This is a genomic window from Micromonospora sp. CMU55-4, assembly GCF_011602315.1.
Lineage (GTDB): Bacteria > Actinomycetota > Actinomycetes > Mycobacteriales > Micromonosporaceae > Micromonospora > Micromonospora chalcea.
This window is the reverse complement of record NZ_JAAOLH010000003.1, coordinates 544,049-568,900: the sequence shown is the minus strand read 5'-3', so window position 1 is coordinate 568,900 and position 24,852 is coordinate 544,049. Positions and strand designations below refer to the sequence as shown.

The following is a 24,852-nucleotide window of genomic DNA, read 5'->3' as shown; positions in this document are numbered from 1 at the left end:
GCCTTTCAGTCACCCGCCGGCAGCGGGGCGAACAGGTCCACGCCGTTGCCGTCCGGGTCGTGCAGGACCGCGTACCGCTGGCCCCAGAACGCGTCCCACGGGGGCAGCTCCCCGTGGTGGCCGGCGGCGGTCAGCTCGGCGTACCAGCGGTCCACCTCGGCCGGGTCGGCGCACCGGAAGGCCAGGCTCATCCGGTTGTTGCCGCCGGACGGGTCGAAGTCGGGGTGGAAGCTGCGGATCACCTCGACCGTGTCCCAGGCCAGCCGTACGCCGTTCGGCAGGGTGACCTCCACGTGCCCTTCCGTCTCGGCGCCGGCCGGGATCGGCAGCCCCAGCCGCCGGTAGAAGTCGAGTGTGCGGGCCATGTCGGTGACCACGGCCCCGACCAGATCGAACTGCGGTGTCATGGCGTCACGGTAGGCGCGACCGGTCCGGCCCGTCTTGAACGGATCGGACGGGGGACGAGTGGCCGGTGTGGCCCCGCGTGCGACGCCCGAGGCGTTACGGTGGGGGACAAGTCCGGCGCGAAGCATGAAAGCTCGCATTCCGGGCGCGCACTGACGACCGGCGACGGAAGGAAGCAGCCGTGACCCACCTGGCCTACCTGGACGCGGGATCGGGCAGTCTCATCGTGCAGGCGGTGGTCGGCGGCGTGGCCGGAGTGGCCGTGGCCGCCAAGCTCTACTGGCGCCGCCTGGTGTCCCGGTTCCGCCGTCAGCCCAGCGACCAGGGCCCCACGGCGTGACGGTCCCCGACACCGGCGTCCGCGTCGAGCCCGGCTCCTTCCGCGACCCCGGCAACCGGGTGTTCCACCGGGGCGAGGAGGTGCTGCGCGGGCTCGACGAGCGCTCCGCCCGGGACTGGCGTGCGCTGTCCGTCACCGACTTCTTCCGCCGCGCGGCCGAGCGGGGGCAGATCGTCGCCACCGAGGAGCTGACCCCGACCCCCGTCGACACGCAGTGGGCGGCGGTGCTGCGGCACGAGCGGATCCCGTTCGTCTCGCACCCCTACGAGTGGTCGTACGCGATGCTGCGCGACGCCGCGTTGCTGCACCTCGACGTGCTGCGCGCCGCCCTGGAGGCCGGCTTCACCACCAAGGACGGCTCGGCGTACAACGTGCAGTGGCGCGGCGCGCGACCCGTCTTCATCGACGTCGGCTCGTTCGAGGCGCTGCGCGACGGCGAGCCCTGGGCCGGCTACCGGCAGTTCTGCCAGACGCTGCTCTACCCGCTGCTGATCCAGGCCCACCTCGGGCTGGACTTCCAGCCGTTCCTGCGGGCCCGCGTCGACGGCGTCGAGCCGGACCAGATGCGCCGGCTGTTCGGCGGCGCCCGGCGCTGGCGGGCCGGCGTGCCCACCCACGTGCACCTGCACGGCGCGATGCAGGCCCGCAACTCCGCCGCGAGCACCACCGACGTCCGCGCCCAGTTGCGCGCCGCCGGATTCTCCCGCGAGCTGGCGCTGGCCACGGTACGCGGGCTGACGAAGCTGGTCCGCCGCCTCGACCACCGGCCGGGCGACAGCCACTGGGCGGACTACCAGCGCACCTGCGCGTACTCGGTGCCGGACCGGCAGGCCAAGGAGGAGTTCGTCGACCGGGCGGTGGCCGCCGTCGGTGGAGGCTCGGCGCTGGACCTGGGCGCCAACGACGGCCGGTACGCCCGCATCGCCGCCCGGCACGCCGCGCACGTCGTCGCGGTCGAGCAGGACCCGGCGGTGGTCGACACGCTCTACCGCGCGCTGCGCGACGAGGGCGAGACGCGGATCCTGCCGCTGGTGATGGACCTGGCCGACCCGTCGCCCGGCGGCGGCTGGCGCGGCGTCGAGCGGGCCGCGTTCGCCGACCGGGCCCGCGCCGACGTGGTGCTCGCCCTGGCCGTCGTGCACCACCTGGCGATCGGGCGCAACGTGCCGCTGCCCGGGGTGCTGGACCAGCTCACCGCGCTCACCGCCACCGGCGGCAGCCTGGTGGTGGAGTTCGTCCACCCGGACGATCCGATGGCCCGCCGCCTGCTCGCCAACAAGCCCGACGGCCTGTTCCCGCACTACCGGCGCGACGCCTTCGAGGCGCTGCTGGCCCGCCGGGGCCGGGTGGTCGCCCGCACCGAGCTGCCGTCCGGCACCCGGACGCTCTACCAGGTGGTGGTGGGTGGCTGAGCGCACCCTCGCGCCACCCCGGGACCACACGGCCGGCCCGGACCGGCGGGAACGCCCGCCCTGGTGGCGGTCCGAGCTTGCGCGGCTGGCGGAGGTGACGGCGCTGGTCGGGCTGGTGGTGACCCAGCCGCTGCTCGACGTGCTCGGCCGCAGCCCCGACTTCTTCCTGTTCCACCGCGCGTCCCGGGGCGACGTGCTGCTTCTGGTCGCCCTGATCGCGCTCGCGCCGACGGTACCGTTCGCGCTGCTCGGCGCGCTGGCAGTGCCCGCCGGACGCCTTATCCGGGCCGCCGTGCACGCCACCTTCGTTGGCCTGCTGCTCGCCGCGCTGGCGGTCCAGGTCGGCCGGCACGTCACGCCGCTTCGGGGCGTACCCCTGCTCGTCGCCGCCGGTGTGGCCGGAGCCGCCGGGGCGGCCGCGCACCGGCGGTGGCGGGCGCCCCGGCGGGTGCTGCGGGTGGCCGCCGCCGGGCCGCTGGTGTTCGTCGGGTTGTTCCTGTTCGCCTCGCCCGCCTCGGCGGTGGTGCTGCCGCGCGGCGAGGGCGGCGCGGCCGGGATCGCCGGCGCGGGCGCGCATCCGCCGGTGGTCATGATCGTGCTGGACGAGCTGCCGCTGGTGTCCCTGCTCGGCCCGGACGGACGCATCGACGCCGAACGCTACCCGAACTTCGCCGCGCTCGCGGCCGGGTCGACGTGGTACCCCAACGCGACCGGCGTCAGCGGCTGGACGCCCTACGCGCTGCCGGCGATGCTCACCGGGCGCTACCCGGAGCAGGGCGCGGCGCCGCACTACTCGCAGTACCCGGACAACCTGTTCACCGCGCTCGGGGGCCTCTACCGGATCAAGGCCGAGGAGAGCATCACCCGGCTCTGCCCGCCCAGCCGCTGCGAGCAGGCCACCACGCCGGAGCAGGGGCTCGGGGTGCTGGTCCGGGAGAGCGGCAAGCTGATGGGCCGGATCGCCGCGCCGGTGGACAGCCGCGTCGACCCGGAGGACTCCTACCGCGAGCGGACCGCCGCCGAGGCCGGGCTGGACGCCGCCGAGCCGGTGCCGGACGACCCCAAGTTCCGCTGGGACACCCTCGACGACAACCAGCCGGCCCGGTTCACCTCGTTCCTGGCCGGGCTGCGCCCCGACCCCCGGCCCACGCTGCACTTCCTGCACCTGCTGATGCCGCACTCGCCGTGGGCGTACCTGCCGTCCGGGGCGCACTACGCCGCACCGGAGGACCTGCCCAACGACGGGACCGGCTGGGTCGACCTGGCCCGCGCCCGGCACCTGGCCCAGCTCGGCTACACCGACCGGCTGATCGGCGAGACGCTGCGGACGCTGCGCGCCACCGGTCTCTACGACAAGGCGCTGGTGGTGGTCACCGCCGACCACGGGGTGAGCTTCCGGCGGGACTGGCAGGGGCGGGGGATGGACGCCATCGAGCACGCCGCCAACGAGGTGGCCTGGGTGCCGATGTTCGTCAAGGAACCCGGCCAGCGCGCCGGCCGGGTGGACGACCGCAACTGGGAGCACGTGGACCTGCTGCCCACGATCGCCGACGAGACCCACATGCGGGTGCCCTGGCAGATGGACGGCCGGTCGGCCAAGGCGGCTCCGCGCGAGCGAGCCGACAAACGCTTCTACGACCGCCCCGGCCAGCCGGTGACGATCACCGGCGGGGTGCCCGCCCCGCTCCCGCCGCCGGCCGCTGATCCGCTCGTCGGGACCCGGGTCGGGAACGTGCCGGTGGGCGGGTCCGCCACGGTGGCGAACCGGGACGCGTTCGACGCGGTCGACCCGGCGCGCGGCGGCCTGCCGGCGCTGGTCTGGGGGACGGTCCCGGACGACGTGCCCGACGGGACACGGCTCGCCGTCGCGGTGAACGGCACGGTCGGGGCGGTGGCGCCGGTAGTGCCCCCGGACGCCGGTGGCCGGCGGTTCGCGGCGTTCCTCCCCGACGACCGGCTCTTCGCCGCCGGCGCCAACCGGCTCGACCTCTACCGGGTCGGCGACGACGGGGCGCTGCGGCGGCTCACGCTGTCGTGACGGGCCCCCGGCCGGCGCCCATGGTCGCGCTCCCAACCGGTTTCCGGACGGCCTGGCCGGGAAACAGGTGACGCACACCTCACCCCGAAACCATGACGAGCGGTGTTCTCCGCGCCGTGATTACGGTAGAAGCGAAGGCAATTCAACGAAGATCTTGCCGGCGAAGCGAGGAACAGATGACGGAAGTCAAGCTCGACCACCCCGGTGGGCAGCTGTCGATGCCGGTGCAGTCCGCGGTTGAGGGCCCCGCCGGGATCGGGGTGAGCAAGCTGCTCAAGGAAACCGGGATGACCACGTACGACCCCGGTTTCGTGAACACCGCGTCCTGCTCGTCCGCCATCACCTACATCGACGGTGATGCCGGCATCCTGCGGTACCGGGGTTACCCGATCGACCAGTTGGCCGAGAAGTCCTCCTTCCTGGAGGTCTCCTACCTGCTGATCTACGGCGAGCTGCCGACCCAGGCGCAGCTCACCGAGTTCAGCGAGCGGATCCGGCGGCACTCGCTGCTGCACGAGGAGATGCGCCGGTTCTTCGACGGCTTCCCCCGTGACGCGCACCCGATGGCCGTGCTCTCCTCGGCCGTCAGCGCCATCTCCACCTTCTACCAGGACAGCCTGGACCCGTTCGACTCCGAGCACGTGGAGATGTCCACGGTGCGGCTGATGGCGAAGGTCCCGACCATCGCCTCGTACGCGTACAAGAAGTCGATCGGGCAGCCGCTGCTGTACCCGGACAACTCGCTCGGCTACGTCGAGAACTTCCTGCGGATGACGTTCGGCGTGCCGGCCGAGCCGTACGAGGTCGACCCGGTGGTGGCCCGGGTGCTGGACATGCTGTTCATCCTGCACGCCGACCACGAGCAGAACTGCTCCACCTCCACCGTGCGGCTGGTCGGCTCCAGCAACGCCAACCTGTTCGCCTCGGTCTCGGCCGGCGTGAACGCGCTGTTCGGCCCGCTGCACGGCGGCGCCAACCAGGCCGTGCTGGAGATGCTCCAGAAGATCCAGGCCGACGGCGGCGACGTCCGCTCCTTCGTGCAGAAGGTGAAGGACAAGCAGGACGGCGTGAAGCTGATGGGCTTCGGGCACCGGGTCTACAAGAACTACGACCCGCGTGCCGCCATCGTGAAGAAGGCCGCCCAGGACGTGCTCGGCCGGATGTCCAAGCCGGACCCGCTGCTCGATCTCGCGGTGCAGCTGGAGGAGATCGCGCTCGCCGACGACTTCTTCGTGTCCCGCCGGCTCTACCCGAACGTGGACTTCTACACCGGCCTGATCTACAAGGCCATGGGCTTCCCGACGAAGATGTTCACGGTGCTGTTCGCGCTGGGCCGCCTGCCCGGCTGGATCGCGCAGTGGCGCGAGATGATCAACGACCCGGAGACCAAGATCGGTCGCCCGCGGCAGATCTACACCGGCGCCACCGAGCGGGAGTACGTCCCCGCCGACAAGCGCTGAGCGTGTAAGGAAGGGCCCCTTCTTAACGCCTCCGGTAGAGGAGGGGCCCCCTTTTAACACGCGGACGACGAAGGCCGCCGACCCGAGCAGGGTCGGCGGCCTTCGTCCTGTGCACCGGGGGGAGGGGCGTTAACAAGGGGCCCTTCCTCTACCCGAGGCGTTAATAGGGGGCCCTTCCTTTACCGCAGGCCGGCGGCGGTGAGGAGGTTGCCCTCGGGGACGCGCGGCGTGGGCCGGCCGTGTGTCATGCGGTGCTGGGCGCGGGCGGCGGTGAACGACGGGTCGCCGGCGATCGCGGCGGCGTACGCGGCAGCCGTGCGGGACGCGATGGCCGCCCAGCCGTACCGCTCGTGGACCATGGCGCGGGCCCGCCGGGCGAGCACGCGGGCCCGCTCTCGGTCCGACAGCAGCGCGTGCACCGCCTCGACGAGCCCGTCCGGGTCGTGCGGGGCGAACGTCATCCCGGTGACGCCCGGCTCGACGATCTCGGCCAGGCCGCCGGTACGGGCCACCGCCAGCGGCGCGCCCGCGGCGGCCCCCTCCAGCGCCACCATGCCGAACGGCTCGTAGATGCTGGGCACCGCGAAACAGTCCGAGGCGGCCATCACCGCGGGCAGGTCGGCGCCGCCGAGGAACCCGGGCATGCTGACGGTGCCGCCCAGCCCGAGGCGGTGCACCTCGGCCTCCAGGTCCGCCCGGTACGGCCCGTCGCCGACGATCACCGCGCGTAGGCCGGGGTGCCGGTCGCGCAGCCGGGGCAGCCCGGCCAGCAGGTGCTGTACGCCCTTCTCGTACACCAGGCGACCGGCGAACGTGACCAGCGGGCCGTCGGCGGCGAACCGCGCCCGGGCGGCGGCGACCGCCGACGCGGGCACCCGCCAGCGGTGCGGCTCGACGCCGTTGGGCACCACGTCGACGCGGGCGGCGTCCACGCCGAACAGCGCGCCCACCTCGTCGCGCATGTAGCCGGAGCACACGATCACGCGCCCGGACTCGCCGGCGAGCCAGTGCTCGACGCCGTGGATGGTGCGGTTCATCTCCTCCGGCAGCCAGCCCTGGTGCCGGCCCGCCTCGGTGGCGTGGATGGTGGTCACGAGCGGCGCGTCCAGGTGCTCGCGCAGCGTCATCGCGGTGTGCGCGACGAGCCAGTCGTGGGCGTGGATCACGTCGTAGGCGCCGGAGGAGGCGGCGCGCAGCGCGGCCCGCGTCAGCGTGTGGTTGAACGCCATCGTCCAGGCCAGCAGTGACCCGGTGGCCAGGGGGAAGGTGACCGGGTCCTCGGCGGCGCGGACGACACGGACGCCGTCGGCGTACTCCTCCAGGGGAGCGCCCTCGGCGTGGCGGGTGACGACCGTGACCTCGTGCCCGGCGGCGGCCAGCGCCACGGACAGCGCGTGGACGTGGCGGCCGAGCCCGCCGACGAGCACCGGCGGGTACTCCCACGACAGCATCAGGATGCGCCGGGTCCGGGGCCCGGCCCCGGCCGGCGACGGCGGGGCCGGGCGGGAGGTGAGAGTGGGCCGGTGGAGCCGGTCCGTCGCGGTGGCGGGCTGCGCGCCGACCCGCAGAGTGGTCACGTCGATCTCCGTCCATGCAGGGTGAGGCACGCCGGCAGCGGTGGCGGCGTCGAGCGGTGGTCAGGAGCGACCGGACGGCCGGCCGGGCGCCGGCACCAGCTCGCCGACGACGGCCTGGCCGGATACCGATCGCGGGCCACCGGGAGGGTGCTGACGTCGATCGGCAACCGGAACCGTCCAGTCACCCTGCCAACCTACTGTGCCGGATCCTCTCGCGCGCGGTGAGCGATCCTCATCACTCTCCGACGCCTCCGCGCACATGGGACGGTCACGGGAACGGGTGCGGATACGGGTTGATCTCCTCCGGGGCGAGCGGTTCGGCCCGGTGTCCGAGCCGGACCGGCAGCTCGCGCAGCCGGGGCAGGTCGACGCGCCGGTTGCGGTGACCGAACGTCATCGGCAGCAGCCCCGGGATCAGCACCTTCACGCTGGTGAGGCCGACGGCCTCCTGCTCGCGGGCGGTCTGGTCGACGACCACCACGTCCAGGCCCTCGTCGAGGTAGCGTCCGGTCACGTGCCGCAGGTCGTCGAGCAGGTCCGTGGCCGGGCGGTAGCGCGCCGCCGGTGGGAACGCCTCCGCCATGGACCGGATCTCGTCGCGCTCGTACAGGAACGCGAAGCGCGGCCAGGCGTCCGGGTCGGCCGCCGCCAGCAGGTGGTCCTCCATGGTCCGGACCAGGTCGGAGTCGGCGACCAGGCCGGGGGCGGTGGTGTCCTGGGCGACCATCTCCCGGGTGGCCTCGGCGACGCTGGCGAGCTCCACCAGCGCGGACCACAGGGCGCGCTCCGGGTCCAGGTGCGCCCCGGCGCCGCAGAACGCCCGGGGACGTCCCGGCCGCACCTCGTCGTCGACGAGCATCAGCCAGACCGCCGGGACGCCTTCGGGCATGGTGATGTCGAAGACGTCCAGGCGGCTGCCGGTGGTGCGCTGGATCCAGTCGACGAGCACGCGGGTCATCGGGTCGGCGGAGGTCATCGGGTCGACGCGCGGCACCGGTAGCCGGGCGTACCAGGTGGACAGGAAGGCGTCCCGTTCGGCGACCTCGAAGATGCCGTGCAGGATCGCCTCTTCGAGGTTCGCGCCCAGCGCGCAGCCGTTTGAGCACTCCGGACCGAAACCCGTGCCGTGCGAGCCGTAGTAGGCGAAGGTCTCCGGCACCAGCACCGGGCCGTCGCGCCGGAACGAGTACGCGTACACCCATTCCACGGGCTGGTCCGGGTCGTACGCGACCGCGTGGTCGTCGGGCGGCGCGGGCGGCAGCCCGAACTCCGTCGGCTCGACGGCCCGCCGCGGTCCGAGCTCGCGGAACGAGGCGCGGGTGACGGTACGGCGGGCGCGTGGCACGTTGCCGCCGAGCCGTTCCAGCGCCTCGGCGACGGCGACGGCCACGCTCGCCGGGTAGGTGAAGGTCCGGCCGTAGCCGGCCAGTTCACCACAGCACAACGGGCCACCGATCGCGCCGGCGAGGACCATCGGATGGTTGTGGTGGACGGTGATCGACGACAGCAGCCCGGTCTCCTCGTCGTGCAGCGCCGCCAGCAGGGCTAGGTGCTCGTCGGGAAGGCTGCGGGCCCGGTAGTCGTCCGGTGCCCGCTTCGGCCGGGACGTCAGCGTGAAGGTGCCGGCGGCCGGGCCGTCGTCCGGCAACGGGCCGCACACCGGGCACCCGGGTTCGGGGACGAACCGGTGCCGCTTGACGGCCATCGAGGCCGTGGCGACCTCCAGCACCGCTTCCGCGCACCGGCCGTCGCCGCCCTGCGCGACCCGGCGCAGCTCGTCGGCCACGAGCGCGGCGACCGCGGCGCGTACCGGCGGGCCGAGGACGGGCCGGGCGGGCTGCACGGTGCCGTCGTAGAGCCCCTGCCACAGCGCGGACCGGTGCGGTGTCCCGGTGGTCCGCGCCCGGCGTTGCCGCACCTGGAGGCAGTGGTGGCAGCCCGGCCGGCCGGGTGTGACGAACGGTCCGATCCGTACGCCGCGCGGCGTGGTGTACACCGGCAGGAAGGACCGGCCGGCGTCGGCGGCAGCCCGGGCGGCCACGTCGACGTCCTCCGGTGGCCCGTCGACGACGAAGACGTCGACGTCGGTGACCGGGGCGGCGCCCAGCGCCTGTTCCACCGCCCGGCGCAGGGCGCCGACGCCGAGGATCCGCAGGCCGGGACGCGGCGCCACGTCGGACGGGGCGGGGACGGCCGGTGTGGTCGTGACGTCGGTCATGCGCTGCTCCCCGCTCGTGGCGACCACGCCGCCCTGATCATGAACGGCATCACCCGCTGCGCCCCGGGCAGCGAGTCGGCGGGCCGCACCAGCAGCGACCGTCCGTCCCGTGCCAGCTCGCGCAGCAGCGGCGGCAGCGCCGTGTCCCAGTCGTAGCCGCCCACGTCCGGCCCGACCTCGGCGCCGTCCGGGCGGCGTCCGGTCAGGACGGCGACCGCCGCCTGCATCGCGTTCGCCAGGGCGGTGTCCGTGTCGGTGGCGCAGCTGCGGGCGACCCATCCGCCGCCGACGGCGACGAACACGGTCGGGGTGCTCGATCCGTCGTGCCACGCCCGCGGCTCGTGGCCGAGGAGGGCCAGCTCGTGTGCCATGACGCGGGTCGGCTCCGGCCACCGCGCCCGGTCGAGCCAGCCGCCGGGCGGCCCACCGTCGGCGACCTCGGGTGGGGTCGCGGCCGCGCGTCGCAGTTTCAGGATCGCCCGGCCGCGCGCCTCCGCCCAGGTGTGACCGCCGGCGATCACCACGCCGTCCGGCCGTGCGTCGACGACAGCGCCACGCGCGGTGTCCCACCACACCGTGGCGGTGTCGCCGGCGCAGGCCCGCGCCGCGAGCGTCTCCAGTGCCGCCGTGGCGGCGCGCAGCAGCGCCTGCTCCCGGCTTGCGCCGACGGCGGTGAGCAGCCGCGGTGCGCCGCCGGCCAGGTCCACGACCGTCGCCTCGACGCAGCTGACCGAGATCTGCGAGTGGGCGCCGGTGTCGATGGCCAGCAGCGGGCCCAGCCGCGCGTCGACCAGGAACGGCATCCGGGCGACGAACTCCTCGACGCCCACCGGCGTGCGGGCGGCCATCGCGTCGACGTGCGCGGCGAGATCGGCGTACGGGGCCGGGGGCCGGCAGGAGCGGCAGCGGGGGTGCACGTCGAGCAGATGCTCGCTGGTCACAGCGGTTTCCAGGTCCACGCGGGTCATCCGGTTCGTGGCGGTGGTCTCCGCTCCCATCCGGTGGCGCAGGTACGCGAACCCGAGCGCCGCGCCGATCAGGCCGCAGACCGGCGCCGACAGCCACTCGGACGTCGTGTCGGGCTCGTCGGCGTCACCCGGGGGGAGCCCGGCGCCCTGCCGGCTGAGCAGGCCGCACTCCCAGCAGCCGCCGGTGACGCCGCCGCCGGTCGGGCCGATCCACGCCTCCGCGCCGCCGGGCACCGCGTGCAGGACCGGCACCCCGATCGCCCGGGCCGCCCGGTTCAGCCGCGTCGCCCGCCCGGCCATCGGACGCGCGGCGCAGTGCAGCACCGCGTCGTACCCCGTCAGCAGGCCGGCGAGCCCTTCGTCGGTGTCGAGGGCGGCGGCCGCGTCCAGCAGCGTCAGCCCGGTCGTCGGATCCTCGGCTCGACGCCGCTGCACGATCCGCCGGAAGCCGTCGCGTTCGGTGCCGGTCTCGGTGGTCTCGACCAGCGAGGCCGTACGCAGCCCGAGTTCGAACAGCGTCTGGACGAGCGCGAGCATGCCGGCGCCGGCGCCGACGAGCAGCACCCGCCCGTCGCGGAACGCCTCGAAGCGGCTCAGCGGCGCGTCGCTGACGTGCTCGGCGAACGCGATCGAGTCCCGGTAGGTGTCGAGTTCCCAGTCCCGCAACGTGTGTGGCGGCTCGCTGTCGAGGTCGCGGGCGATGCCCCGCCGCACCAGCATCCGGACCAGGTCGGTGACGAGCTGCCGCTGCGCCGGGGGCAGACCCGCGGTCAGCGCCTCCACCGTGCGGGTGCCGTCCAGATGCGGGGCGAGCCGCTGCACGAGGCCGTACGCCGACGCGCCCGCCAGGTGCGTGCCGGCGAGTCCCGTCTCCAGGTACACGCCGTCGTCGACCGGCACGTACATCAGGTCGTCGCGGAGCTTGACCCTCACGCGGCCGTCTCCTTCCGCAGGTGTCCCATCCGCACCGCGACCGCGCGTCCGGCGTCGGTGAACGCCTGCCGGCCGTGCAGGTACCGGGAGTTGTCCACGACCAGCACGTCACCGGACCGCCACGGCACCGCCACCGTCAGCCGCGCGGCGACGTCCGCGGCGGTGGCCACGAGGTCCTCGGGCACCGGCGCGCCGGTACCGGAGCGCACCCGCAGCCGCCGGTCGTGGTACTCGCCGGGCTGAGGGCGGCTGATGAACAGCGAGTTGCAGAACGCCGGCACACCTTCGAAGAGGGTCGGTGGCGTGCACCGGGTGCCGAAGCCGACAGTCATCGCGTCCTCGTCCACGTTGATGTGGATCGACTCCCACGGCCGCAGGTACGGCTCCCACTGCCGCAGCATCCGCTCCGCCGCCTCCGGGTCGGTCGTGCCGCACATCCGCTGCCACACCGGTGTGGGCAGCTCGCTCTCCCAGCGCAGCGTCAGTTCCTCGCAGGCGGCGCGGACCGTGGCGGGCAGGGCGGCCAGCAGCGCGAGACCGTCGCACAGCGTCGTGGCCCCGCCGTCGGCGGCGGGCCGCTCGCACCGGAACATCAGCAGGTCCGGGGCGCCGGGCGCGTACGACGCCTCCCGGTGCAGCGGCATGCCCTGCGTTCCCCGGGTGACTGTGGTCGTCGTCGGGTCACCGCCGATCACGTCCCGCTCGTCGTGGAACCCGCCCTGGTACGGCGACGCGGTCATCAGCGCGTCGCCGAGCGCGACGTAGTCCTCGTGCCGCCACCCGCCGCGCAGCAGCACCGCGCCGTGCTCGGCGACTGCCGCGAGCACCGCGTCCGGCGTGGGGGTGCCGACGAGCGCCGGAACGTCCTGTTCAGCCATGAGGGTTCCCTTCGGTGAGATGGGCCGCCAGCACCCCGGGACGTGGCGCGGGCGTGCCGACCAGCAGTTGTGTCAGCGGGGACGCCCCGTCCGGCAGGCCGAGCCGGGCGGCGACCGCGTCGGCGGTGAGGCCGCCCAGCGCCCGGCTCGCCGCGCCGGTCGCGGTGGCGGCGAGCCCGGCCAGGTGAAGGGCCACACCGGCGAGCAGGTGCAGCCGGTGGAACGAGGCCGGGGAGAGCTGGTCGACGGGCCGGCTCCCGGCGTGCACCAGGTAGAGGGTCGCGCCGCGGGTGACCATCCGGCGGTCGACCCGGTGCGGGTACGCCGCCGCGTCGTCGGCCGCTCCCGGCGGCCCGGTCGGCACCAGCCGGTGGTGGTGCGGCTGGTAGCGGTACGCGTCCGCCGGGATGCCGTCGACGGTCCGGGCGAGGCACCAGGGCTCCGGGTACAGCGGCTGCCGGGCCAGCGCCGCCAGGGCCGGCGAACCGGCCCGGCCGGCGGCGCAGGCCAGGATGTCGGCGACCTGCCCGGCGGTCAGCCCCGGGGCGAGGTTCGCGGCGGAGGCGCGGCGGGCGGCGGCCGCGACCAGGTCGAGCGGCCGGGCCGGCGGCAGGTCCAGCGCCCGGCCCGCCGCCGGACCCACCGGAAGGCGGTCCGCCGGGAGGCGCCGGGCCGGGACGCCGTCGGCCGGAAGACGGTCGGCCGAGGGTGGCTCGGCGTCGGCGTACCGGTCGTACCTTGCCCGGTGCAGCGCCACCGCGCTCGGGTGGGCGGCGTCGTGGCCGAGCCGGTCGTGGTCCAGCCCGGTCGCCGGGGGCGGCCCGCCGGACGCAAGCGGTGTCCCGGGGACGTCCGCGTACGCGGGGAACTCGATCGCCGCGTAGGTGGCCTCCAGTTCGGCGTCGAGTCCGAGCAGCTCACCGGCGAGCGCCGGATCGAGGTCCAGGCGCGGTGTCGCGTCCACCGGCGACGTGAGCAGCTGGGCCAGCAGGACACCGGAGTCGAGGATGCCCAGCCGGTAGCCGAACGCCCCGTACTTGCTGGTGTTCTTCCACGGCCGGTGGGTCAGCAGCAGCGCGTGCCGGGGCGCCGCCGCGACCCCGAGGAGCCGGTCGAGCCGGGCGGCCGGGCTGCCCGGGCGCAGCAGTTCCAGGCAGTGGTGCGGCGGGTCGTAGTGGTAGACGCCGGCCGCGAGGTCGGGGGAGCCGGCCCAGGCGAGGTAGATCTCGTTGGGGTGGAACGCCCCGCCGGAGGGCACCGACCGGCGCAGCGTGTGCCAGCCGGGCAGCAGCCGCGACGGCGTGGGCGTGTCCGACGGGGCGCCGGTCAACGCGGACAGCCCGGCCAGCGTGATCGTCTCCGCCCGGCGTGGCGCGTACCCGAGCAGTATCGCGCTGAGCCGGTCGAGGCAGCCGTCGCCGAGCGGCACGGACCCCGGGCCGGGCCACCGCAGCGGCCGGCGGGTCGCGCCCGGGTACCGCTTGCCGCACGGCGGCAGGTACGCCGTCGGCTGCCCGGTGTCGTCCCGCACCGCCGCCAGGTACCGGCCGGTGACGCCGGCCCGCGTGGCTGCCATCTCAGCTGCCCGCGCTCTCGTACCGGCGCAACCCGGCCCGGAAGACCGCCCACGCCCCGGCCGCGCAGGCCGCCGCGACGACCGGGGTGAGCGCGCCCGCCGTGGTCGAGGCGCCCTTGTCCAGCAGCGCGGCCGTCGGGAAGTAGCCGACGAACGCGACGGGTACGAGCGTCAGCAGCGAGCGCAGGCCGGTGCCGTACAGGGTCAGCGGATAGCGGGCCAGGTCGCCCAGGGTGTGCACGCTCGCCGCGAGCGAGCTGGACGGGCTCAGCAGCCAGAAGACGACAGCGTTGGTGGCCAGGTTGACCGCCAGCTTGACCAGGACTCCGCTGGCGAGCAGCACCACCGCCCAGAGCACCGTCAGCGGCGTCCAGGCCAGGTCGAGGTGGACGGCCGCGGCGCCGAGCAGCGCCGCGCCGAAACCGACGTTGCCGAGGCCGTTGAACCCGACCGCGTTGCCGGTGACCTGGAGCACCACCGGGTAGGGCCGGACCAGCAGGTAGTCCAGCAGGCCGAGGTTGACCAGGCCGCCGAGATGCCAGGTCCCCTCGAACAGCAGGGAGCCGACGCCCTCGGCGAGCATCACCATGGCGCAGACGTACAGCACCTCCCAGCGGGTCCACCCGCCGAGCGCGGTCACCTGCCGGAACACCATCACCACGAAGACCAGCCCGGCGAGCTGACCGAGCACCGTCGCCCCGATGGTCAGGAGCGCGTCGGCGCGGTACTCGAGCACCGCCCGCAGATGCGCGCCGAGCAGCCGGCGGTAGATCCGTGCCTCGTGCATCATCGGCCGGTCACCCGCCGTGCGCGGTCAGCCGCCGCACGCCCGCGGACCACAGCAGCCGGGCCGCGCCCCACAACACCAGAACCCAGAGCAGTTGTACGCCGATCAGCGTCACCGCCTCGGCGCCCCGTACCTGCCCCAGGTAGATCAGCGCCGGGGTGGAGACGATGCCGGGGAACGGGGAGAGCTGGCAGACGACCTGGAGCCAGCCGGGGAACAACGCGATCGGCACCAGCGCCCCGGAGAGGATGTTGGTGACCGCCACCCGGGACAGGCTCAGCCCGTGGAAGTTGCCGGTCCAGAAGCACAGCAGCCCGACGAGGTAGACCAGGCCGAACTTCAGCGGCACCACCGCCAGCAGGCTGAGCAGGAACAGCCCGGCCTGCCCGGCGGCGGGCAGCGCGGCGCCGCCGAACGCCGACACCAGCGTCGCCGCCATCACCGCCACCGTCAGCACCTCACCGACGACGTATCCGAGTGACAGCGCGAAACGCGAGAGCTGGTAGTCGATCGGCCGGACCAGGTCGAGCGCCACGGTGCCGTGCAGCACCGGGCCGGCGATCTGCGCGTCGGTGAAGCTCGACAGCAGCGCCCCGGTCAGGAACGCCACGACCAGGTAGCCCTTCATCTGCTCCCAGGACAACCCGCCCACCTCGCCGCCGGCCGCGCCGGCGAAGACCGCCTGCCAGACCGCGAACAGCGCCACTGTCTGCACCACGACCCCGGTGAGCTGGAGGAGGAACTCGCCCCGGTAGATCAGCAGCGTCGACCAGGACATCCGGGCCAGCGTCAGGTACGCCCTCATGCCGGCACCGACGGGCTCAGCTCGCCGGCGTACGCCCGGCGCACCACGTCCTCAATGGACGGCTCGTCGATCCGGATGTCCACCACCGGCGCCTGACGGGCGACCACCGAGACGATCTCGCCCGCGCCGTACGCGCCGTGGTCGAACGTGACGGCGATCTGCCGTGCCGACCCGTCGTGGACCAGCCGGACGCCCGGCAGGTCGGCGTCGAGGTCGCCGTGCCAGTCGGCGCCGAGCGTCAGGTGCACGGTCCGCTGGTCGGCGACCAGCCGGCGGACGGCGTCGATCGAGCCGTCGAAGATGATCCGGCCCCCGTCGATGATCACGAGCCGGCGGCAGACCTGCTCGATGTCACCGATGTCGTGCGTGGTCATCAGCACCGTGGTCCCGCCCGCGCGCTGGGCCCGCAGGAAGTCCCGGACGGCCTGCCGGGCGACGATGTCCAGCCCGATGGTCGGCTCGTCGAGGAACACCACGGGCGGTGAGTGCAGCAGCGCGGCGGCCAGGTCGGCTCGCATCCGCTGGCCGAGCGAGAGTTGCCGGGCGACCACCGGTAGCAGCCGGCCGAGCCCGAGCAGCGCGTCGAACTCATCCAGGCGTGCCGCGTACCGGGCCCGGGGAATGCGGTGGATGTCGCGCAGCAACGCGAGGGAGTCGCGGACCTGCAGGTCCCACCAGAGCTGGCTGCGCTGACCGAACAGCACGCCGATGTTGCGGGCGTTGGCGTGCCGGTCGCGGTGCGGGTCGAGGCCGCAGACGCGTACCCGCCCGGCGGTGGGGTGCAGGATGCCGGTGAGCAGCTTGACCGTCGTCGACTTCCCGGCGCCGTTGGGCCCGACGTACGCGACCGCCTCGCCGGAGGAGATCGACAGGTCGACGCCGTCCACCGCCACGTGCTCGACGTGCCGTGGCCGTACGAGATGGCGCAGCGAGCCGCGCAGGCCCGGCTGCTTGTCGGCGATCCGGAAGCGCTTGGTCAGGCCACTGGCCTCGATCACTGGCATCGGCGGTGTCGTTCCCGGTCAGCCGGCCGCGACGGCGGCACGGTGGTGCGGGCGCAGCCGCAGCACCGTGCCGAGGCCGTCGACCTCGGTCAGGGTGGTCTCGAACGCGGCGCCCATGACCCGGCCCAGGTAGCCCAGGCTCGCCGGGTCCGGGTCGAACCGCGCCGAGAGCTCCGCGCCGGTGGAGACCAGGTGCACCTCGTCGGCGAGGGCACCGGCGACGTTGACGAACTGGCACAGGTCCTCCCAGTAGAGGTACCGCCAGAAGTCGACGCTGACCACGGCGTCCAGGCTGTCCGCGGCGACCGGTGGCCTGATCCCGACCAGGTGGAAGTTGGCCGGACCGGCCGGCGCCCCGTAGTCGTAGGTCAGCGCGCCGTCGGGCAGCCCGGCCTCGGCGCTGCCGGTGCCGACCCACAGCACCCGGTCGCCGGGCAGGCGACCGGCGAGCCGCTGCACCGCCGGCCCGATCCGGCACCAGGAGCGGCGTACGCAGTCGTCCATCGCCCGGCGGTAGTGCACCACCCGCTCGGCCGCGCGGGCCACGTCCACCGGCCCGGCGAACTCCCACTCCACGACCGGGTACTTGAGCGCGACCCGATCGAGGTTGTCCATGAAGTCGTTCCAGTTCTGGATGACGTTGCGGTGGTGCGGCAGGTGGTAGACGGCGGCCAGGTCGTCGTAGGCGAAGTTGCGGTTGAGTACGCCGAGGTGCGCGTGCACCCGGTAGAACAGCTCCATGTCCTCCAGGCCCCAGCGCAGGCCGAAGCCCTCGTCGAAGCCGCCGACCGCCTCGAACACGTCCCGGCGCACCGAGGCGTTGTGGGTGAAGCAGAACAGCCACCCGGCCAGCAGCCAGTCGTCGCCGGACGGTCCCTCCTCGGTCCCGAACCGCATGTCGCCGCCGCCGCGCCCACGCAGCCGGGGTACGGGCATGGTCGGCTGGTCGGCCAGCGCCGCGTGCACGTGCTCGATGCCGGTCTCGTCGCGCCGGCCCATCAGCACCGCCGGCGCGGACGGGTCGCGGTGGTGGTCGAGGTGGCGGCGCAGCAGGTCCGGCGTGGCGTACGAGTCGGCGTCGAGGAACAACAGCAGCGGCGCGGTCGCCCGGCGCGCGGCCTCGTTGCGGGCCGCCGCCCGGCCGCCGCGCTCGGGCCGTTCGACGAAGTGCAGGCGCAGCCCCTTGCCGGCGTCGGCGATGCCGGAGTACTGGCTGCCGTCCCCGCCGTCGCGGACGACGATGACCTCGAAGCGGTCCGGGTCCAGCGTCTGACGCCGCAGCGACCGCAGCGTGAGCTCCAGGCAGGGGGCGTCCGCGTGGGTGGGGATCACCACGCTCAGCTCGACGGCTCGACCGGGTTCAACGCTCATCTGACGTACCTCTCCGCTTGTCCCACGAGCCGGGCCACCGGCCGCGCTGACGATGGGACGGAGCCGCCGGCGATCGCCGGCGGCTCCGCGATGATCAGTGGCAGTTGACGCAGCACCACTGGATCGGCCGGCCCTGGCACGCGGCGCCGCCGCAGGAGCCCTTGCCCATGGCGGACGGGTCGGTCAGCGTGATCCCGCCGCCCGTCGGCATGGCGTACAGCCCTGCCGACGCCTCGTCGCTGGCGCCCGACCAGGAGACCGCTGTGGTGTCCAGGTCGGACAGGTCGATCGACAAGTTCCTGCTTTCACCCATCGATTCATCCTCTTTTCGGATCGATGTGGACAGTGGAACGAAGCGTAGGCCGGTACTGGCGGGATTCGCACCGCGCTGATGTAACAGGGAGATAAAGCGAGGCGGAACCGTCAATTCGCGCAGGTGAAGGCCGGTCGGGAACGGAAAGATTCCGGGCGGTGACGCGGCGTAGTTCCGGGATCCACTATTCGAGACGCCCAGGTCAGGTGGGGTCGAACGATGAATCACCGCATCAATTGCCTCCTTCTCCGATCGCGTGAAGACGATGTAACGAGAAGATTAAGTAGGGGAAGGTGTCAATGAATGCGGGCGACCCTCTATTGTGAAGTGACCTGCTTATTCGCCGACCCCGGCTATGGAATGCCGGGACGGGTGGCCCCGATCGCCGCAGGCGGGCCCGAACGTGACATCCGGCCCCACGAGGGCGGATTTCGGTTACCGTCCGAACGGGTGGATTGACGAGGCGTACGACTGGGCATCACCGGCGTGCGCATCGGCGGCCCCCTGTCCGCTGCGCTCACGATCATGGGCCGAAGGAGCGACATGCAGGTCTGGCCGGGCGAGAGCTACCCCCTCGGCGCCACCTACGACGGGATGGGCACCAACTTCGCGATCTTCTCCGAGGTGGCGGAGAAGATCGAGCTCTGCCTGTTCGACGAGTGGGACATCGGCACCGAGCGCCGGGTGGAGCTGCGCGAGGTCGACGCGTACGTCTGGCACGCCTACATCCCCGGCGTCGAGCCCGGCCAGCGCTACGGCTACCGGGTGCACGGGCCGTGGAACCCGGCCGAGGGGCTGCGCTGCAACCCGCACAAGCTGCTGCTCGACCCGTACGCGAAGGCGGTCGACGGGGAGATCATGTGGCACCCGTCGGTGTACGACTACGAGGTCGGCGGCGACCCGGACCGGATGAACACCGAGGACTCGGCGCCGTACATGCCGAAGTCGGTCGTGGTGAACCCGTACTTCGACTGGGGCAACGACCGGCCGCCGCGCACCCCGTACCACCACTCGGTGATCTACGAGGCGCACGTGCGCGGGCTGACCATGCGCCACCCGGGCATCCCGGAGGAGCTGCGCGGCACGTACGCGGCGATCGCCTCGCCGGTGATGATCGAGCACTTCAAACGGCTCGGCGTCACGGCGGTGGAGCTGATGCCGGTGCACGAGTTCGTGCACGACCACCGCCTGGCCGACCTGGGGCTGCGCAACTACTGGGGCTACAACACCATCGGCTTCTTCGCCCCGCACCACGGCTACTCCGCGCTGGGCCGCCTGGGCCAGCAGGTGCAGGAGTTCCGGGGCATGGTCAAGGCGCTGCACGCCGCCGGCATCGAGGTCATCCTCGACGTGGTCTACAACCACACCGCCGAGGGCAACCACCTCGGGCCGTCGCTGAGCTTCAAGGGCATCGACACGCCCAGCTACTACCGGCTCTCCGAGGACGACCGGCGCTACTTCGTCGACTACACCGGCACCGGCAACAGCCTCAACGTCCGCAGCCCGCACTCGCTGCAACTGATCATGGATTCGCTGCGTTACTGGGTGACCGAGATGCACGTCGACGGCTTCCGGTTCGACCTGGCGGCCACGCTGGCCCGCGAGTTCTACGAGGTGGACCGCCTGTCCACCTTCTTCGAGGTGGTGCAGCAGGACCCGGTGGTCGGCCGGGTGAAACTCATCGCCGAGCCGTGGGACGTCGGCCCCGGCGGCTACCAGGTCGGCAACTTCCCGCCGCAGTGGACCGAGTGGAACGGCAAGTACCGCGACACCGTACGCGACTTCTGGCGCGGCGAGCCGGCCACGCTCGCCGAGTTCGCCTCCCGCATCTCCGGCTCCGCCGACCTCTACCAGGACGACGGCCGCCGCCCGTTCCACAGCATCAACTTCGTCACCTGCCACGACGGGTTCACGCTCACCGACCTGGTCTCCTACAACGACAAGCACAACGAGGCGAACGGCGAGGACAACCGGGACGGGGAGAGCCACAACCGGTCCTGGAACTGCGGCGTCGAGGGCGAGACCGACGACCCGGGCGTACGCGCGCTGCGGGCCCGGCAGCGGCGCAACTTCCTGGCCACGCTGATGCTGTCCCAGGGCGTGCCGATGCTCGGCCACGGCGACGAGCTGGGCCGCACCCAGCGCGGCAACAACAACGCCTACTGCCAGGACAGTGAGATCGCCTGGGTGGACTGGGACCGGGCCGACGACGAGCTGCTGGACTTCGTCCGCCGGCTCACCGACTTCCGCAACCGGCACCAGGTGTTCCGCCGCCGCCGGTTCTTCACCGGCCTGCCGGTGGGCGGCCGGGCCGCCGGCTCCGGACTGCCGGACCTGGCCTGGTACACCCCCGACGGCCGGGAGATGACCGGCGAGGACTGGGGCAACGACTTCGGCCGCTCGGTGGCCCTGTTCGTCAACGGCGACGGCATCGGGGAACGCGGCCAGTACGGCCAGCGCCACCGGGACGACTCGTTCCTGCTGCTGTTCAACGCGCACGACGCGCCGCTGGACTTCACGCTGCCCGGCGAGGAGTTCGGCAGCCGGTGGGAGCTGGTGATCAGCACCGCGGAACCCGACCCGGAGAAGACGACACTGGTCGAGGCGGGCGGCACGGTCTGCGTGCCGGACCGCTCGCTGCTGGTCCTGGAGAGGACGGCCTGACCCATGCCCGACGCCCCCCGCTCGACCTACCGGGTCCAGGTGCGGCCCGGCTTCGACCTGGACGCCACGGCCGAGCTGGCGGGCTACCTCGCCGCGCTCGGCGTCACCCACCTCTACACCGCGCCCCTGCTCACCGCCACGCCCGGCTCCACGCACGGCTACGACGTGGTCGACCACCGCGCGGTCAACCCGCAGCTCGGCGGCGAGGCGGCCCGGGCCCGGCTGGTCCGGGCGCTGCGCACGGCCCGGCTGGGCCTGGTCGTGGACATCGTGCCCAACCACGCCGGCGTCGCCCGGCCCGAGGCCAACCCGGCCTGGTGGGACGTGCTGCGGCGGGGACGCGAATCGGCGTACGCGCGCTGGTTCGACATCGACTGGGACCGGGGGCGGCTGCTGCTGCCGGTGCTCGCCGACAGCGCCGACGCGCTCGACGACCTGAAGCTCGTCGACGGGGAGCTGCGCTACCACGAGCACCGCTTCCCGGTCGCCGACGGCACCGGCGACGGCACGCCCCGGCAGGTGCACGACCGGCAGCACTACGAGCTGGTGAACTGGCGGCGCGGCGACGCCGAGCTGACGTACCGCCGGTTCTTCGCCGTCTCCGACCTGGCCGGCCTGCGGGTGGAGGACCCGGAGGTGTTCGACGCCACCCACGCGGAGATCCTGCGCTGGGTCGACGCCGGGGAGGTCGACGGCATCCGCGTCGACCACCCGGACGGGCTGCGCGACCCGGCCGGCTACCTGGCCCGGTTGCGCGCCGCCGCGCCGCAGAGCTGGCTCGTGGTGGAGAAGATCCTGGAGTACGGCGAGGACCTGCCGGACTGGCCGGTCGACGGCACCACCGGCTACGACGCGCTGGCCGCCGTGTCCGGACTGTTCGTCGACCCGGACGCCGAGGCGGACTTCACCGCACTCGACGGCCGGCTCACCGGCCGGCACACGTCCTGGGCGGACCTGACGCACGCCACCAAGCTGGAGGCCGCCACCCGGCTGCTCGCCGCCGAGCTGACCCGGCTGGCCGCGCTCGTGCCGGAGCTGCCCGGCGAGCAGGTCCGCGCCGCCCTGGCCGAGCTGGCCGCGTGCTTCCCGGTCTACCGCGGATACCCGCCCGAAGGCGCCCGGCACCTGGCCGCCGCCCGCAGCGAGGCAGGCCGCCGCCGTCCCGACCTGACCGGCGTGCTCGACCAGGTCACCGCCCGGCTGCGCGACCCCGGCCACGAGCTGGCCGCCCGGTTCCCGCAGCTGACCGGCGCGGTGATGGCCAAGGGCGTGGAGGACACCGCGTACTACAGGTGGAGCCGGTTCGTCGCGCTCAACGAGGTCGGCGGCAGCCCGGCCCACTTCGGTGTGCCAGCGGCCGAGCTGCACCGCTTCGCCGCCGCCCGGCACGTGCGCTGGCCGGCGAGCATGACCGCGCTGTCCACCCACGACACCAAGCGCGGCGAGGACGTCCGCGCCCGGCTCGCGGTGCTGTCCGAGCTGCCCGGCCGCTGGGCCGAACGGGTCGCCGACTGGATGTCGCGCGCGCCGCTGGCCGACCCCGCGCTGGCCCACCTGCTCTGGCAGACCGCCGTCGGGGCGTGGCCGATCGAACGGGAACGACTGCACGGGTACGCCGAGAAGGCCGCCCGGGAGGCGTCCGTCACCACCAGCTGGGCCGACCCGGACCCGGGCTTCGAGCACGAGCTGCACGCCCTGGTCGACCGGATGTACGACGACCCGGAGTTGCACGCCCAGATCACCGCGTTCGCCGCCGAGATCACGCCGCCCGGCTGGTCGAACGCGCTCGGGCAGAAGCTGGTCCAGCTCGCCATGCCCGGTGTGCCGGACGTCTACCAGGGCACCGAGCTGTGGGAGAACTCGCTCGTCGACCCGGACAACCGGCGGCCGGTCGACTTCGTCGTACGCCGGGACCTGCTGGCCCGGCTCGACGCCGGCTGGCGGCCCGCGGTGGCCGCCGACGGCGCGGCCAAGCTGCTCGTGGTGTCCCGGACGCTGCGCCTGCGCCGCGACCGCCCGGACCTGTTCGGCGGCTACCGGCCGGTGCCCGCGCGCGGCCCGGCCGCCGCGCACGCGGTGGCCTTCGACCGGGGTGGGGCGGTCGCGGTGGCGACCCGGCTGCCGCTGCGGCTGGCCCGCTCCGGCGGCTGGCGGGACACGGCGCTGTCACTTCCCGTTCACGAGTGCACCGACTTGTTCACCGGACGGGTCTACAGTGGTTCTGAGCTGCTCCTTCATGATCTGCTGAGCACCTACCCCGTCGCCCTCCTCGCACCCACCGACTCTGTGGAGGCCGCCGCATGACCGAGTTCACGGTGTGGGCGCCCGAGGCCGCCCGGGTGCGGCTGCGCCTGCCCGGCGTCGCCGACCACGCGATGCGTCAGGCGCCGGACGGCTGGTGGCGGGTCGAGGTCCCCGGCGCCGGGCCCGGCACCGACTACGCGTTCCTGCTCGACGACGACGCCCAGGCGCTGCCCGACCCCCGCTCGGCCTGGCAGCCGGCCGGGGTGCACGGGCCCAGCCGGCTCTACGACCACGCCGCGTTCGCCTGGACCGACGCCGCCTGGACCGGCCGGCAACTGCCCGGCAGCGTGCTGTACGAGCTGCACATCGGCACGTTCACCCCGGAAGGCACGTTCGACGGGGCGATCGCCAGGCTCGACCACCTGGTCGACCTCGGCGTGGACATGGTCGAGCTGCTGCCGGTGAACGCGTTCAACGGCGAGCACAACTGGGGCTACGACGGCGTCTGCTGGTTCGCGCCGCACGAGCCGTACGGCGGCCCGGACGGCCTGAAACGGTTCGTCGACGCCGCCCACGCCAAGGGCCTGGGGGTGATCCTCGACGTCGTCTACAACCATTTCGGGCCCTCCGGGGCCTACGCGCCGCGGTTCGCGCCGTACCTCACCGAGCAGAGCAACACCTGGGGCCGCACCGTCAACCTGGACGGCCCGCACTCCGACGGGGTACGCCGCTACATCGCCGACAGCGTGCTGGGCTGGCTGCGCGACTACCACGTCGACGGGCTGCGGCTGGACGCCGTGCACGCCATGCCGGACGGCCGGGCCGTGCACTGGCTGGAGGAGGTGGCCGCCGAGGTGGAGGCGCTGTCCACGCACCTCGGCCGGCCGCTGTCGCTGATCGCCGAGAGCGACCTCAACGACCCGCGCCTGATCACGCCCCGCGAGGCGGGCGGGTACGGCCTGCACGCCCAGTGGAACGACGACGCCCACCACGCGCTGCACACGCTGCTCACCGGCGAACGGCAGGGCTACTACGGCGACTTCGGCTCCCTGGAGTGCCTCACCGACGTGCTGACCGGCGGGTTCTTTCACGCCGGCACCTGGTCCAGCTTCCGCGGCCGCAGCCACGGCCGCCCGGTCGACAGGCAGCGCACGCCCGGCCACCGCTTCGTGGCGTACCTGCAGAACCACGACCAGATCGGCAACCGGGCCACCGGCGACCGGATCTCCGCCACGCTGTCGCCCGGCCTGCTGCGGGTCGGCGCGACGCTGCTGATGACCGCGCCGTTCACGCCGATGCTGTTCATGGGGGAGGAGTGGGCGGCCGCCACACCGTGGCAGTTCTTCACCAGCCACCCCGAGCCGGAACTCGCGACGGCGGTCGCCACCGGCCGCAGACGCGAGTTCGCCGACCACGGCTGGGCCACCGACGACGTGCCGGACCCGCAGGACCCGCAGACGTTCCTGCGGTCCCGGCTGGACTGGGCCGAGCTGGACAAGCCCGAGCACCGCGAGACGTACGACCTCTACCGGCGGCTGATCGCGCTGCGCCGCTCCCGGGCCGACCTGTCCGACCCCCGGCTGGACCGGGTCGACGTCCGCCACGGCGACCGGTTCCTGGTGATGCGGCGCGGCGACACGCTCGTGGTGGCGAACCTGGCCGGCCGGGCGCAGCGGATCAACCTGCCCGGGGTGGTACGCCGGGTGCTGCTCGCCACGTCCGAGGGCGTCACGGTGATGCGCGACGGAATCGAGCTGCCGCCGGAGTCGGCCGCGATCGCGGCGCTCTGACCGCTCCCGGGCCTCCGGCCCTCAACGCCGATCTTGGAGTTGTGGCGCCTCGAAGGTCGCCCATGCCCG

The 24,852-nt window shown here is 73.6% G+C and carries 18 protein-coding genes; 7 read left to right on the top strand and 11 right to left on the bottom strand.

Going from position 1 to position 24,852, the window contains the following annotated elements; translation table 11 throughout:
* Nucleotides 1-5: 5 nt before the first annotated feature.
* Nucleotides 6-407 carry a VOC family protein gene (locus HA073_RS08735; protein WP_043324537.1) on the bottom strand — a complete coding sequence of 134 codons (402 nt, stop codon included), beginning with the start codon at nucleotides 405-407 and terminating at the stop codon, nucleotides 6-8.
* Nucleotides 408-586: 179 nt separating this feature from the next.
* On the opposite strand from HA073_RS08735, the gene HA073_RS08730 reads away from it, so the two are divergent.
* The 4 genes from HA073_RS08730 (at nucleotide 587) to HA073_RS08715 (ending at nucleotide 5,655) form a co-directional block, all read left to right on the top strand.
* On the top strand, nucleotides 587-745 hold the full coding sequence (locus HA073_RS08730; protein ID WP_166456093.1) for a hypothetical protein: 159 nt from the start codon (nucleotides 587-589) through the stop codon (nucleotides 743-745).
* Entirely contained in the window at nucleotides 742-2,157 is a 1,416-nt protein-coding gene (locus HA073_RS08725; protein WP_166456092.1) for a methyltransferase domain-containing protein, read from the top strand. The genes HA073_RS08730 and HA073_RS08725 overlap by 4 nt, the downstream gene beginning before the upstream one ends.
* Nucleotides 2,150-4,195: a sulfatase-like hydrolase/transferase gene (locus tag HA073_RS08720; protein WP_166456091.1), complete on the top strand. Its 2,046-nt coding sequence runs from the start codon at nucleotides 2,150-2,152 to the stop codon at nucleotides 4,193-4,195. Before HA073_RS08725 ends, HA073_RS08720 begins: the two co-directional genes overlap by 8 nt.
* A 176-nt stretch (nucleotides 4,196-4,371) precedes the next feature.
* Entirely contained in the window at nucleotides 4,372-5,655 is a 1,284-nt protein-coding gene (locus HA073_RS08715; protein WP_113973772.1) for a citrate synthase, read from the top strand.
* A gap of 179 nt (nucleotides 5,656-5,834) precedes the next feature.
* Here HA073_RS08715 and HA073_RS08710 read toward each other — a convergent pair whose 3' ends face one another.
* The 10 genes from HA073_RS08710 to HA073_RS08665 form a co-directional block, all read right to left on the bottom strand.
* Entirely contained in the window at nucleotides 5,835-7,232 is a 1,398-nt protein-coding gene (locus tag HA073_RS08710; RefSeq protein WP_166456090.1) for a glycosyltransferase family 4 protein, read from the bottom strand.
* Between the two features lie 268 nt (nucleotides 7,233-7,500).
* Entirely contained in the window at nucleotides 7,501-9,450 is a 1,950-nt protein-coding gene (locus HA073_RS08705; RefSeq protein WP_166456089.1) for a TOMM precursor leader peptide-binding protein, read from the bottom strand.
* Nucleotides 9,447-11,351, bottom strand: a complete 1,905-nt coding sequence (locus tag HA073_RS08700; protein ID WP_166456088.1) for a hypothetical protein — start codon at nucleotides 11,349-11,351, stop codon at nucleotides 9,447-9,449. The genes HA073_RS08705 and HA073_RS08700 overlap by 4 nt, the downstream gene beginning before the upstream one ends.
* Nucleotides 11,348-12,229, bottom strand: a complete 882-nt coding sequence (locus HA073_RS08695; protein WP_166456087.1) for a TauD/TfdA family dioxygenase — start codon at nucleotides 12,227-12,229, stop codon at nucleotides 11,348-11,350. Before HA073_RS08695 ends, HA073_RS08700 begins: the two co-directional genes overlap by 4 nt.
* Entirely contained in the window at nucleotides 12,222-13,805 is a 1,584-nt protein-coding gene (locus HA073_RS08690) for a hypothetical protein (RefSeq protein ID WP_166456086.1), read from the bottom strand. Before HA073_RS08690 ends, HA073_RS08695 begins: the two co-directional genes overlap by 8 nt.
* A 1-nt stretch (nucleotide 13,806) precedes the next feature.
* A complete protein-coding gene (locus tag HA073_RS08685; RefSeq protein WP_223201086.1) occupies nucleotides 13,807-14,595 on the bottom strand; it encodes an ABC transporter permease in 789 nt (262 codons plus the stop codon).
* A gap of 7 nt (nucleotides 14,596-14,602) precedes the next feature.
* Nucleotides 14,603-15,397: an ABC-2 family transporter protein gene (locus HA073_RS08680; protein WP_069089834.1), complete on the bottom strand. Its 795-nt coding sequence runs from the start codon at nucleotides 15,395-15,397 to the stop codon at nucleotides 14,603-14,605.
* Nucleotides 15,394-16,401, bottom strand: coding sequence for an ATP-binding cassette domain-containing protein (locus HA073_RS08675; protein WP_166456085.1), 1,008 nt, complete (start codon nucleotides 16,399-16,401; stop codon nucleotides 15,394-15,396). The genes HA073_RS08680 and HA073_RS08675 overlap by 4 nt, the downstream gene beginning before the upstream one ends.
* A gap of 18 nt (nucleotides 16,402-16,419) precedes the next feature.
* The gene (locus HA073_RS08670) at nucleotides 16,420-17,772 is read right to left on the bottom strand and encodes a glycosyltransferase family 2 protein (RefSeq protein WP_082930928.1); all 1,353 of its coding nucleotides are present in this window, start codon (nucleotides 17,770-17,772) and stop codon (nucleotides 16,420-16,422) included.
* Between the two features lie 94 nt (nucleotides 17,773-17,866).
* Nucleotides 17,867-18,085 carry a hypothetical protein gene (locus HA073_RS08665; RefSeq protein ID WP_166456084.1) on the bottom strand — a complete coding sequence of 73 codons (219 nt, stop codon included), beginning with the start codon at nucleotides 18,083-18,085 and terminating at the stop codon, nucleotides 17,867-17,869.
* A 543-nt stretch (nucleotides 18,086-18,628) separates the two neighbouring features.
* Here HA073_RS08665 and glgX point away from each other — a divergent pair.
* The 3 genes from glgX to treZ are packed head-to-tail and all read left to right on the top strand — an operon-like array spanning nucleotide 18,629 to nucleotide 24,783.
* Complete coding sequence (gene glgX / locus HA073_RS08660) at nucleotides 18,629-20,749, top strand: glycogen debranching protein GlgX (RefSeq protein ID WP_166456083.1); 2,121 nt, start codon at nucleotides 18,629-18,631, stop codon at nucleotides 20,747-20,749.
* A 3-nt stretch (nucleotides 20,750-20,752) separates the two neighbouring features.
* The gene (gene treY / locus HA073_RS08655; RefSeq protein WP_166456082.1) at nucleotides 20,753-23,053 is read left to right on the top strand and encodes a malto-oligosyltrehalose synthase; all 2,301 of its coding nucleotides are present in this window, start codon (nucleotides 20,753-20,755) and stop codon (nucleotides 23,051-23,053) included.
* Nucleotides 23,050-24,783: a malto-oligosyltrehalose trehalohydrolase gene (gene treZ, locus HA073_RS08650; RefSeq protein ID WP_113973757.1), complete on the top strand. Its 1,734-nt coding sequence runs from the start codon at nucleotides 23,050-23,052 to the stop codon at nucleotides 24,781-24,783. Before treY ends, treZ begins: the two co-directional genes overlap by 4 nt.
* Nucleotides 24,784-24,852 lie beyond the last annotated feature (69 nt).